The 12042-nt window shown below is 74.5% G+C and carries 9 protein-coding genes; 7 read left to right on the top strand and 2 right to left on the bottom strand.

All coding sequences use genetic code 11. The features are described from left to right. Nucleotides 1-9 precede the first annotated feature (9 nt). Nucleotides 10-948 carry a DUF5926 family protein gene (locus D0Z06_RS11605; protein WP_117377534.1) on the top strand — a complete coding sequence of 313 codons (939 nt, stop codon included), beginning with the start codon at nucleotides 10-12 and terminating at the stop codon, nucleotides 946-948. 220 nt (nucleotides 949-1168) lie between these two features. Here D0Z06_RS11605 and D0Z06_RS11600 read toward each other — a convergent pair whose 3' ends face one another. Beyond that, the gene (locus tag D0Z06_RS11600) at nucleotides 1169-2608 is read right to left on the bottom strand and encodes a M20/M25/M40 family metallo-hydrolase (protein WP_199522258.1); all 1440 of its coding nucleotides are present in this window, start codon (nucleotides 2606-2608) and stop codon (nucleotides 1169-1171) included. Then, complete coding sequence (locus D0Z06_RS11595) at nucleotides 2605-4065, bottom strand: MFS transporter (protein WP_117377533.1); 1461 nt, start codon at nucleotides 4063-4065, stop codon at nucleotides 2605-2607. The genes D0Z06_RS11600 and D0Z06_RS11595 overlap by 4 nt, the downstream gene beginning before the upstream one ends. Before the next feature lie 244 nt (nucleotides 4066-4309). Between D0Z06_RS11595 and chvE the strand changes: the two genes are divergently transcribed. The 6 genes from chvE to D0Z06_RS11565 all read left to right on the top strand — a co-directional run bounded on the left by chvE (nucleotide 4310) and on the right by D0Z06_RS11565 (nucleotide 12033). Continuing rightward, a complete protein-coding gene (gene chvE, locus D0Z06_RS11590; protein WP_117377532.1) occupies nucleotides 4310-5455 on the top strand; it encodes a multiple monosaccharide ABC transporter substrate-binding protein in 1146 nt (381 codons plus the stop codon). 159 nt (nucleotides 5456-5614) lie between these two features. Beyond that, entirely contained in the window at nucleotides 5615-7153 is a 1539-nt protein-coding gene (gene mmsA, locus D0Z06_RS11585) for a multiple monosaccharide ABC transporter ATP-binding protein (protein ID WP_117377531.1), read from the top strand. Beyond that, on the top strand, nucleotides 7150-8397 hold the full coding sequence (gene mmsB, locus D0Z06_RS11580) for a multiple monosaccharide ABC transporter permease (RefSeq protein WP_117377530.1): 1248 nt from the start codon (nucleotides 7150-7152) through the stop codon (nucleotides 8395-8397). Before mmsA ends, mmsB begins: the two co-directional genes overlap by 4 nt. Before the next feature lie 83 nt (nucleotides 8398-8480). Beyond that, nucleotides 8481-9500, top strand: coding sequence for a LacI family DNA-binding transcriptional regulator (locus D0Z06_RS11575; RefSeq protein ID WP_233517612.1), 1020 nt, complete (start codon nucleotides 8481-8483; stop codon nucleotides 9498-9500). 137 nt (nucleotides 9501-9637) lie between these two features. Further along, on the top strand, nucleotides 9638-11341 hold the full coding sequence (locus tag D0Z06_RS11570; protein WP_117377529.1) for a xylulokinase: 1704 nt from the start codon (nucleotides 9638-9640) through the stop codon (nucleotides 11339-11341). Next, nucleotides 11338-12033 carry an L-ribulose-5-phosphate 4-epimerase gene (locus tag D0Z06_RS11565; RefSeq protein WP_233517611.1) on the top strand — a complete coding sequence of 232 codons (696 nt, stop codon included), beginning with the start codon at nucleotides 11338-11340 and terminating at the stop codon, nucleotides 12031-12033. The genes D0Z06_RS11570 and D0Z06_RS11565 overlap by 4 nt, the downstream gene beginning before the upstream one ends. Nucleotides 12034-12042 lie beyond the last annotated feature (9 nt).

Here is a 12042-nt window from a genome sequence, read left to right as displayed (position 1 = left end):
CTCGTCCCCATGGCCCGCTCCGCGACCCGCAAGCGCCCCGCTGCCCCCGCCGCCGACGACGGCGGCGTCAACCCGAAGGCGCCCTGCCCCTGCGGCTCCGGCCGCCGGTACAAGCACTGCCACGGCTCCGGGTACGCCCCGCCGGTGACCCGGCCGTTCGAGGGCCTGCCGGGGGAGCCGCACTGGGTGGCGCTGCGGGAGCTGGTCCCCGCGGCGACCGTGCCGCTGCGCACCGCCGACGGCCGCGAGGTCACCCTCGCCAGCGTGCTCCCCGGTGGCGCGCCGGCGCTGGTCCGGGCCAACGGCGAGATCCTGCTCGGCGTCCAGCTGCAGGCCTCCTCCGACGACGTGAGCCGCGACCTCGGGACGGCGCTGGCCGCCGCGCTCGAGGCCCCGGAGGGCGCCCCCGTCGACCCGGGCCCGATCGGCGGCGCCGGCTCGGCCGGCCCGCGCCTGCAGGAGCTGGTCGACCTCGGGGCGCCGTTCGAGGTGACCGTGCACCCCGACTTCGCCTTCTGGCTGGAGGGCACCGAGCCCTCGGCGGCCGCCCGGGCCGGCCTGGAGCAGGCCAACCAGGCCGTGCTGCCGACCGAGCTGCTGCCCGGCCTGGGGGCGGCCTACTGGGTGCGGCCGGGCAACGAGCGGGCGCACCTGCGCTGGGTGCGGCCCGAGCCGGAGGAGCGGCTGCTCGACGCGCTGGCCCGGCTGCGCGCGTCGGGGGAGGTCCTCCTGGGGGAGGGCACCCGGTACGCGGGGGCCTTCCGGGCGCACGGCCTGCTCGTGCCGGTGTGGGACCTGCCCGCCGACACCCCGGCGGCCGCGTGGACCGAGCCGGCGACGCGGTTCCAGGAGCGCCTCGAGCGGGCGCTGGAGGTGACCGACCCGCTGACCGCCGACGAGCGGCGGGCCCGGGCCGGCCTGCTGTCCCGCCAGATCACCCTGCGCTGAGCCGCCTCGCCGCCCCTCGCCTCCCCCCGCCCCTTTGTCGCCCCTTCTCGCCCCTTCTCGCCGTGATCATGGGCTTCTTGCCCGGGACACGCGCCGACACGCCGCGGCGGCCGGCCACATCCCCATGATCACGGCGGGCGGCGGACGGCGGGCGGCGGGCGGCGGGCGGGCGGGATCACGGCGGGCGGCGGGCGGCGGGCGGGATCGCGGCGGGCCGGGGCTACAGCCGCCGGATCAGGTGCCGGTGGAACACCGCCCCGCGGTGCAGGGCGTCCACCCGGATCCGCTCGTCGGCCGCGTGCAGCGCGGCCAGCTCCTCCCGGGTGAGGTCGAAGGGCATGAACCGGTAGACGCTGTCGCTGATCGCGCAGAAGTGCCGGGCGTCGCTGGCCTGCACCATCACGTACGGGGCCACGGCGGCCTCCGGGTACACCGCCCGCACCGCGGAGGTGAGCGCGGCGAAGGCCGCGTTGTCCGTGCGCGAGACCGGTGACGGGTCCTCCCCGTCGACCACCCGCACCTCCACCGCCGGGTCGTCCACGACCCGCCGCAGCCGCTCGACCGTCGAGGCCACCGTCTCCCCGAGGGCGATGCGCACGTCCAGGTGCGCGCGGGCCCGGGTGGCCAGCACGTTGCGCGCCCGGCTGCCCTCCAGCTGGGTGACCGCCGCGGTCGTGCGCACCAGCGCGTTGGCCTCCCGGCCGGCCCGCGCCAGCACCGACCCGAGCAGCGGCCGCAGCAGGGCCGCGTGGGCGAACAGCGCCCGGTACCCGGGGGTGGCGGCGCGGCCGAGCGCGTCGACCATGCCGAGGACGACGTCGTCCACGCGGACGGGGAACGGGGCGCGGTCCACCCGCAGCACCGCGCGGGCCAGGCGTGCGGTCGCGCCCCCGGGCACCGGCGCCGAGGCGTGCCCGCCGGGGTCGGTCACCGACAGCTCGATCCCGGCCCGCCCCTTCTCGGCCAGGCCGACGACGGCCACCTGCCCGGCGACCCCGGGGAACACCCCGCGCACCACCGCCCCGCCCTCGTCGAGCACCAGCCACGGCCGGACGCCGAGCCGCCGCAGCTCGGCCACCGCCAGGCGGGCGCCCTCCCCGGCCACCTCCTCGTCGTGCCCGGAGGAGATCCACACGTCCCGGGCCGGGACGAAGCCCTCGGCGGCCAGCGACTCCACGGCCTCGAGGACCGCGACCAGGCTGCCCTTGTCGTCGATCGCGCCGCGCCCGTGCACCACCCCGTCGGCGACCCGCCCGGAGAACGGGTCGCCCGACCACGCCTGGCCGTCGACCGGGACGACGTCGTGGTGGGCCATGAGCACCAGCGGGTCCCCGTCGGTCCGGCCGGGCCAGCGGTGCAGCAGCGCGCCGTCGCCCAGCACCCGGAGCTCCAGCACCCGGTGGGCGTGCGGGTAGAGCTCGGCCAGCCGCTCGCGGAACCGGGCGAACGCCGCCCGGTCGACCGCGCCCGGGTCGCGGGAGGAGACCGTCGGGATGCGGATCAGCTCGCCCAGCCGCTCGGCCATCCCGGCGGCGTCCAGGCCGCCGGCGTCGGCGGGGTCGGTGTCGACCGGCACCGGCCGGAACCGCGCGACCCGTCGGGCGGCGGCCGCGACCGCCCCGGCCGCCACCGCGCACCCGGCCAGCAGCGCCGGCCTCACGGCGCGACCGCCGGGGCCGGATCGGCGAACGCCCGCCGCGGCACCACCAGCAGGGCGAGCGCCGCCAGCAGCGCCGTCCCGCCGCAGACCGACCAGACGGTCACGTAGCCGCCCAGCGAGCCGGCCGTGCCCGCCGTCCCGTCGGCCAGCGTCGGCGCGCCGGTGGCCAGCGCGACGGCGAAGGTGGCCGAGGCGAACGTCCCGCCGAGCACCTTGGTGGTGTTGGTCAGCCCGGTGGCCACGCCGGTGCGGCCAGCCGGGGCGGCCGTCGCCGCGGCCGCGGGGAGGGCGGCGACCAGGGCCCCCGACCCGGCGCCGGCGACCACCATGCAGGCCAGGACCTGGGGCAGCGTCGTCGAGAACGGCACGAGCAGCAGGTACCCCGTGCCGGTGAGGACCGCCGCCCCGACCAGGGTGCCGCGCGGGCTGGTCCAGGCCGAGACGCGGGCGAACAGCAGCGCGCCGACCAGCAGGGAGACGACGTAGCCGCCGATCACGACCGAGACCGAGCCGGTCGAGAGCCCCAGGCCGTAGCCGTAGACCGCCGGGTCGGTGCGGGCGTAGGTCGACAGCGGGCCCTGCGCCCCGAGCACGCTGACGCCGAACAACCCGGCGGTCAGCTGCACCGGCCACATCGCCGGGTCCCGGAACAACCGCGGGTCGACCAGCGGGTCGGGCCGGCGCAGCTCGTACCGGACGAACGGGACGACGAGCAGCACGCCCGCCGCGGTGAGCAGCCACGGCCACGCGGCACCGTCGGCCAGCCGGACGGCGGTCAGCCCCCCGGTGACCACGAGCAGCACCAGCGCCAGCAGCACCGCACCGCCGCTGTCGACCCGGCCGTCGCCGCGGGCACCGGCCTCCGGCACCCGGAACGCCACGACCAGGCACACCCCGACCACGAGCACCGCCGGGACGACGAGCACCAGCTGGACCCGCCCGGCCAGCGCGGTGCCGAGCTGCCCGGCGCCGAGCGCGCCGACGATGGCCCCGGCCTGCAGCGCGGCGACGATCGCGCCGGTGGCCCGCCGGGTGCGGGCGGCGGTGTCCGGCAGCCCGCGGGCCCGGGCGTGGATGAGCGCCACCTGCAGCGGCAGCCACGCGGTGTAGACCCCCTGCACCGCCCAGGCGACGAGGAACACCGGGAAGGACGACGCGACCGCGAGCGTGGCGGTGGCCGCCGCGGTGACCACCGCCGAGGCCAGCAGCACGCGCCGGTGGCCGTGCACGTCCCCCAGCTTGGCCAGCACCGGCACCGCGATGGCCGAGAGCATGAGCTGCGCGGCCTCGAGCCAGTTGACGTCGGCGTCGGTGATCGACAGGTGGCGGGCGATGTCGGTGAGCAGCGGGACGTAGTAGCCCTGCAGCACGCCGCTGGTGAACTCGACGGCGACCAGCCAGCCGACCAGCCCGCCGCCGAGCCGGCCGGCTCCGCGGACCCCGCGCGTCCGTGCCACCGTCGGCCCTCCCGCCGCCTCGCGTCGCCAGAGTTACCGGAGAGTAGCCTCCGGGCGCCCGCCGGCACCGCCCACCACCTCGGACGGGCGACCGGCGGGTGACGGCAGCGTTACGTGACCGTGACGGTCGGATCGGTGACAGGTCTTGACGCGGCCCAGTTGTTAGCGCTCACACTAGTGGCGCCCGCCACGGGTGCGGCCTGCGCCCGGTGCGAGCGCGCAGAGATCACGAGAAGGAGTCCACGTGCGAAGCAAGCTCGGTGTGACCGCCGCCGGCGCCGTCCTGGCGCTCGGCCTGGCGGCCTGCGGCGGCGAGGGTGCCGGTGGCAGCGGGGGGGCGGGCGGCGACGCCGCCCCCGAGGACCTGCTGGTCGGCGTCTCGATGCCGACCCAGACCTCGGAGCGGTGGATCGCGGACGGCAACTCCGTCCAGGAGCAGTTGGAGGGGGCCGGCTACCAGGTCGAGCTCCAGTACGCCAACGACGACATCCCCACCCAGTCGCAGCAGATCGACCAGATGATCACCGAGGGCGCCGACCTGCTGATCATCGCGGCCATCGACGGCACCGCGCTGTCGAGCCAGCTCGAGAACGCCGCGTCGAACAACATCCCCGTCATCTCCTACGACCGGCTGATCCGCGACAGCGAGAACGTCGACTTCTACGTCAGCTTCGACAACTTCCAGGTCGGCGTGGCCCAGGCCAACGCGCTGCTCGCCGGCCTCGGCGTCCTCGACCGCAACGGCGAGCGCACCGACGTCGCCGGGCCGTTCAACGTCGAGCTGTTCGCCGGCTCGCTGGACGACAACAACGCGCACTTCTTCTACGAGGGCGCCATGTCGGTCCTGCAGCCGCTCATCGACGAGGGCGTCCTGACGGTGAAGTCCGGCCAGACCGCGATCGAGCAGATCGCCATCCTCCGCTGGCAGCAGGAGACCGCCCAGCGGCGGATGGAGGACCTGCTGACCTCCACCTACAACGACGGCTCCGTGGTCAACGGCGTCCTCTCGCCGTATGACGGCCTCTCGCGCGGCATCATCACCGCCCTGCAGAACGCCGGCTACGGCACGCCGGAGCGGCCGATGCCCGTCATCACCGGCCAGGACGCCGAGATCGCCTCGGTGAAGCTGATCGCGGACGGCACCCAGAACTCCACGATCTTCAAGGACACCCGCCTGCTGGCCGAGCAGGCCGTCGTCGCCGCCGAGGCCTTCCTCGAGGGCGAGGAGCCCGAGGCCAACGACACCACCACCTACGACAACGGGGTGAAGGTCGTCCCCTCGTACCTGCTCCCGGTCGAGACGGTGTTCGCCGACAACATCCAGTCGGTGCTCGTCGACTCCGGCTACTGGACCCAGGAAGAGGTCGCCAGCGGCCAGGCGCAGGACTGACCTCCCGCCCCACCGAGCCCGGTCGGGTCCGGCAGCACCGGCTGCCGGACCCGACCGGCACCACCGGGCGGGGGGCGCACGGCCCACCCGCCCGGGTCCTGCACATCCGGTCCACCCACCCGCGGGCGCGCGCGGCGCGCACGAGGAAGACGGAGTCCCATGGACGACCACATCCTGGAGATGCGCTCCATCACCAAGACCTTCCCCGGCGTCAAGGCGCTGGAGGACGTCAACCTCGCCGTGGAGCGCGGTGAGATCCACGCGATCTGCGGCGAGAACGGCGCGGGCAAGTCCACGCTGATGAAGGTGCTGTCCGGGGTCTACCCCGCCGGCAGCTACGACGGCGAGATCGTCTTCGACGGCTCCCCGGTCCGCTTCGGCGGCATCCGCGACAGCGAGCACGTCGGCATCGTGATCATCCACCAGGAGCTCGCCCTGGTGCCCTTCCTGTCGGTCGCCGAGAACATCTTCCTCGGCAACGAGCGGCGCGGCCGCGGGGGGCTGATCGACTGGAACAAGGCGCACGCCGAGGCCGACGAGCTGCTGCGGTCGGTGGGGCTGCACGAGAACCCCGAGACGCCGGTGGGCCAGCTCGGCGTCGGCAAGCAGCAGCTGGTCGAGATCGCCAAGGCCCTGTCGAAGGACGTGCGGCTGCTGATCCTCGACGAGCCGACCGCGGCGCTCAACGACACCGACTCCGAGCACCTGCTGGGTCTGCTGCGCGCGCTCAAGGAGCGCGGCATCACCTGCATCATGATCTCGCACAAGCTCAACGAGATCACCGCGATCGCCGACAGCGTCACCGTCATCCGCGACGGCCGGACGGTGGAGACCCTCAGCCTGCACGCCGGCGAGGTCACCCAGGAGCGCATCATCCGCGGGATGGTCGGCCGGGACCTGGAGAGCTACTACCCCGACCGGGAGTCCCACCCCGGCGAGGAGGTGCTGCGGGTCGAGGACTGGACCGTCTGGCACCCGACCCAGGACCGCAAGGTCGTCGACGGCGCGAGCTTCGACGTCCGCGCCGGCGAGGTCGTCGGCATCGCGGGGCTCATGGGCGCGGGGCGCACCGAGCTGGCGATGAGCGTCTTCGGCCGGTCCTACGGCCGGAACATCAGCGGCCGGCTGTTCATGCACGGCAAGGAGGTCCGCGCGCGGACCGTCGCCGAGGCCATCGACGCCGGCATCGCCTACGCCACCGAGGACCGCAAGCGCTACGGCCTGAACCTCATCGAGGACATCCGGCGCAACGTCTCCGCCGCCGCGCTCGGCAAGCTCTCCCGCCGGGGCTGGGTGAACGGCAACGAGGAGATCAAGGTCGCCGAGGAGAGCCGGCGCGGCATGAACATCAAGGCGCCGAGCGTCACCTCGGTCGTCGGCAAGCTCTCCGGCGGCAACCAGCAGAAGGTCGTGCTGTCGAAGTGGCTGTTCACCGACCCGGACGTGCTCGTCCTCGACGAGCCCACCCGCGGCATCGACGTCGGGGCGAAGTACGAGATCTACACGATCATCAACCGGCTGGTCGCCGCCGGTAAGGCCGTGGTCGTCATCTCCTCCGAGCTGCCCGAGCTGCTCGGCACGTGCGACCGCATCTACACCCTCTCGGCCGGCCGGATCACCGGTCAGCTGCCCGTCCGCGAGGCCACCCAGGAGAACCTCATGGAGCTCATGACCAAGGAGAAGGAGCTCGCCGGATGACCAGGACCGCTCCTCCCCAGAACGAGGACGTCACCCCCGCGGCCTCGCCGGCCCGCTCGCTGCACACCGGCAGCAGCAACGTGCGGGACCTGCTGTCCCGCAACCTCCGGACCAGCGGCATCTACATCGCCTTCGTGGCGATCGTCGCGCTGTTCGCCGTGCTCACCGGGGGCACCCTGCTGCAGCCCGGGAACATCACCAACATCATCCTGCAGTACTCCTACATCCTGGTGCTGGCGATCGGCATGGTCATCGTGATCATCGCCGGGCACATCGACCTCTCGGTCGGGTCGGTGGTGGCGCTGACCGGTGCGGTCTCGGCGGTGCTGGTCATCCGCGAGGGGCTGCCGTGGTGGGTCGGCGTGCTCGCCGCGATCGCGGTGGGCCTCGCCGTCGGCGCCTGGCACGGCTTCTGGGTGGCCTACGTCGGCATCCCGGCGTTCATCGTGACCCTCGCCGGCATGCTGCTGTTCCGCGGTCTGACGCTGCAGGTGCTGGACAACATCTCGCTGTCGCCGTTCCCGCGGGAGTACACGCGGATCGCCGCCGGCTTCCTCAACGGCCTGCTCGGCGGGTACGGCTACGACGCCTTCACCCTGCTCATCGGGGCGATCGCCGTGGCCGGCTACGCGGTGAGCCAGTGGCGCGCCCGCAGCGCGAAGATCCGCTACCAGCAGCCGGTGGAGTCCTTCCCGCTGTTCGTCACCAAGATCGTCGTGGTCGGGGCCGTGGTCATGGCCTTCGCCTGGCAGCTGGCGCACGCCCGCGGCCTGCCGATCGTGCTGATCATCCTGGCGGTGCTGATCCTCGCCTACGGGCTGATCACGAAGAAGACCGTGTTCGGCCGGCAGGTCTACGCCATCGGCGGCAACCTGGCCGCCGCGACGCTCTCGGGCGTCAAGGTCAAGGCGGTCAACTTCTGGATCTTCGTGAACATGGGCTTCCTGTCCGCGATCGCCGGGATCATCTACTCCTCGCGGTCCAACGGGGCCCAGCCCGCGGCGGGCAACATGTTCGAGCTCGACGCGATCGCCGCGGCCTTCATCGGTGGCGCCGCCGTCACCGGTGGTGTCGGTACCGTCGTGGGAGCCATGGTCGGCGGCCTGATCATGGCCGTGATGAGCAACGGCATGCAGCTCATGGGGGTGGAGCAGCAGATCCAGTCGGTGGTCAAGGGCCTGGTCCTGCTGCTGGCCGTCGCGTTCGACGTCTACAACAAGCGCCGCGCCGGCGCCTCCCGCTGATGTCCGTCGCGGCCCCGCGGGGCACCCGCGGGGCCGCTCCGGGCGGGGGGCGGCCCGCGGCGGCCCGGAGAGGGGGGACGGCGGTGCACCCGCGCGGGCTGGCGATGTCCGACGTCGCCGCGCGCGCCGGGGTGTCCCACCAGACCGTCTCCCGGGTCATCAACGGCCACCCGAACGTCGCCCCGCACACCCGCGAGCGGGTGGAACGGGCCATCCGCGAGCTGGGCTACCGGCCCAACACCGCGGCCCGGGCCCTGGTCACCGGCTCGACCCGCACCTTCGGGTTCGTCGCGGTGAACATCAACCAGTACGGCCCGGCGCAGACGATGGTCGGCCTGGAGAAGGCCGCCCGCGCCGCGGGGTACTCGCTGTCGGTCACCGTCCTCGACGAGGCGACCGCGGACGCGATGCGCGACGCCGTCGACCGGCTCGTCGGGCAGTCGGTCGACGCCGTGGTCGCCCTGGGCACGTACGACGACGCCGCCGAGGCGCTGCACGAGATCTCCGCACCCGTGCCGCTGGTGTCGGTGCAGAGCGGTGGCTCGGCGGTGGAGCCCGCGGTCGGCGTGGACCAGGTGGCCGGCGCCCGCCTGGCCACCCGCCACCTGCTCGACCTCGGCCACCGGACCGTGCACCACGTGACCGGCCCGGCCGACTCGCAGGAGGCCCGCGACCGCGTGGCCGGCTGGCGGGCGGAGCTCACCGCGGCCGGGGCCGCGGTGCCCGAGGTGCTGCAGGGGGACTGGACGCCGTCCTCCGGCCACGCCGCGGGCAAGCGGCTGGCCGAGCGGGTACGCCGGGGCGTCGACGTCACCGCCGTGTTCCTGGCCAACGACCAGATGGCCCTGGGCCTGCTCGCGGCCTTCCACGAGGAGGGCCTGGAGGCCCCGCGCGACGTCAGCGTCGTCGGCTTCGACGACCTGCCCGAGGCGCCGTACTTCACCCCGCCGCTGACCACGGTCCGCCAGGACTTCGCCGAGCTCGGCCGTCGTGGCGTCGCCCTGGTGCTGGCCCGGCTCGAGGGGCGCGAGCTGCACCCCGACCCGGTGCCGCCCAGGCTGTTCGTCCGTGCGAGCAGCGGGCCTGCGCCGCACGGGACCTGACGCCGCCGCTCCTGTTAGCGCTAACATCGGGTCGTGCGCCGCACCCGGCGGTCGACCGGATCGCCGGGACCCGCCGGGGCCCGGCCCCGCTGGAACTGGAACCAGTCCTGTCACCGGGAACGGAAGGCACTCCTGACATGACGACGCACGCCGGCGTGCACCCGGGTGAGGTGATCACCGCGGGGCGCACGGCCCTGGGCATCGAGCTCGGGTCGACCCGGATCAAGGCCGTGCTGATCGGCCCGGACCACGAGTCCCTCGCCGTCGGCACCCACGACTGGGAGAACCGGCTCGTGGACGGGCTGTGGACGTACTCCCTGGACGCCGTCCGGGCCGGCCTGCAGGGGAGCGTCGCGGCCCTGGCCGACGACGTGCGGCGGCGCCACGGGGTGGAGCTGGCGGGCGTCGGCGCGCTCGGGGTGTCGGCGATGATGCACGGCTACCTGGCTCTCGACGCCGACGGCGAGCTGCTGACCCCGTTCCGCACCTGGCGGAACACCAACACGGGCCGGGCGGCGGAGCGGCTCACCGCGGAGTTCGGCCACAACATCCCGCACCGCTGGAGCGTCGCCCACCTCTACCAGGCGATCCTGGACGGCGAGGAGCACCTCGGCCGGCTGCACCACCTGACGACCCTGGCCGGCTGGGTGCACTGGCAGCTGACCGGCGAGCGCGTCCTCGGCATCGGCGACGCCAGCGGCGTGTTCCCGGTCGACAGCGGCACCGGCGGCTGGGCCGCCCCGATGCTGGCCCGGTTCGACCGGCTCGCGGCCGAGGCCGGGGTGGCGCTGACCCTGGCCGACCTGCTGCCGGCGATCGCGCTCGCCGGCCGGCCGGCCGGCACGCTGACCGAAGCGGGGGCGGCGCTGCTCGACCCCACCGGGCGGCTGCGGCCGGGCGCCCCGGTCTGCCCGCCCGAGGGGGACGCGGGGACGGGCATGGTGGCCACCAACTCGGTCGCCCCGCGCACCGGCAACGTCTCGGCCGGGACCAGCATCTTCGCGATGGTCGTGCTCGAGCAGGAGCTGGGCCGGGTGCACCGCGAGCTCGACCTGGTCACCACGCCGGCCGGGGACCCGGTGGCCATGGTGCACTGCAACAACGGGGCCAGCGAGCTCGAGGCGTGGGTCGGGCTGTTCGCCGAGTTCGCCCGCGCGATCGGCGCCGCGGCCGACCCGGCGTCGGTCTTCGAGACCCTGTTCGCCGCCGCGCTCGACGGTGCCGACGACTGCGGCGGGCTGCTCGCCTACAACTACCTCTCCGGCGAGCCGATCACCGACCTCGAGCAGGGGCGGCCGCTGTTCCTGCGGGCCCCGGACAGCCGTTTCGACCTCGCCACCTTCATGCGGACCCAGCTGTTCTCCGCGCTGGCCACGCTCCGGATCGGCATGGACGTGCTGCTGCAGGCCGAGGGCGTGCGGCTCGACCGCATGTTCGCCCACGGCGGCCTGTTCAAGACCCGGGGCGTGGCGCAGCGCTTCCTGGCCGCGGCGATCGACACGCCGGTCTCGGTCGGGGACGTCGCCGCCGAGGGCGGCGCCTGGGGCATGGCCGTCCTCGCCGCCTTCGCCACCCGGCGCGCCCCGGAGCAGGACCTCGCCGACTACCTCGGCACCGTCGTCTTCACCGGCACGGCCCTGCAGACCGCCGAGCCCGACCCGGGCGACGTCGCCGGCTTCGACGCGTTCGTGCGCCGCTACGTCGCCGCGCTCCCGGTCGAGCGGGCCGCCGTGGACCACGTGCCAACCGGCTCCCGGCGGGCCGGACCGCAGACCGCCGACGCCGACCCCGTGCCGTCCGCCCCGACGCCGCCCGTCCCGACCGAGGAGCAGCCCGCGTGAGCGCCACCGTGCCCGCCTCCACCCCCGCCCGCACCGAGCGGGGCACCCACCGCGCGCAGCGGGAGCACGTCGCCGCGCTGCACGCCTACCTGACCCGCTACGACCTGGTCACCTGGACCTCGGGCAACGTGTCCGAGCGGGTCCCGGGCGAGGACCTGTTCGTCATCAAGGGCAGCGGCGTGGAGTACGACGAGCTGACCTGGGAGGGCGTCACCGTCTGCGACCTCGACGGCAACGCCGTCGACGGGGTGAAGAAGCCCTCCAGCGACACCGACGCGCACGCCTACGTCTACCGGCACCTGCCCGAGGTCACCGGGCAGGTGCACACGCACAGCCCCTACGCCACCGCGTGGGCGGCCCGCGCGGAGGAGATCCCGTGCGTGCTCACCGCGATGGCCGACGAGTTCGGCGGCCCGATCCCGGTCGGCCCGTTCGCGCTCATCGGGGACGACTCGATCGGCCGCGGCATCGTCGAGACGCTCGCCGGCACGCGGTCGCCGGCGGTGCTGATGCGCAACCACGGCGTGTTCACCGTCGGCCCGTCGGCCAAGGCCGCGGTGAAGGCCGCCGTCATGACCGAGGACGTCGCCCGGACGGTGCACCTGTCCCGCCAGCTCGGCGACCCCCTGCCGATCGCGCAGGCCGACGTCGACTCGCTCTACGCCCGCTACCAGAACGTCTACGGACAGTGAGGAAGGCAG

Source organism: Geodermatophilus marinus, from assembly GCF_003428645.1.
Lineage (GTDB): Bacteria > Actinomycetota > Actinomycetes > Mycobacteriales > Geodermatophilaceae > Geodermatophilus.
The sequence above is the reverse complement of the archived record's forward strand: the minus strand, read 5'-3'. Positions and strand labels throughout refer to the sequence as shown.

What these genes read in the sequence shown, in the direction of transcription:
- D0Z06_RS11605 (WP_117377534.1), top strand. Translation starts at nt 10, where the DNA reads ATGGCCCGCTCCGCGACCCGCAAGCGCCCCGCTGCCCCCGCCGCCGAC.
- mmsA (WP_117377531.1), top strand. Translation starts at nt 5,615, where the DNA reads ATGGACGACCACATCCTGGAGATGCGCTCCATCACCAAGACCTTCCCC.
- mmsB (WP_117377530.1), top strand. Translation starts at nt 7,150, where the DNA reads ATGACCAGGACCGCTCCTCCCCAGAACGAGGACGTCACCCCCGCGGCC.
- D0Z06_RS11570 (WP_117377529.1), top strand. Translation starts at nt 9,638, where the DNA reads ATGACGACGCACGCCGGCGTGCACCCGGGTGAGGTGATCACCGCGGGG.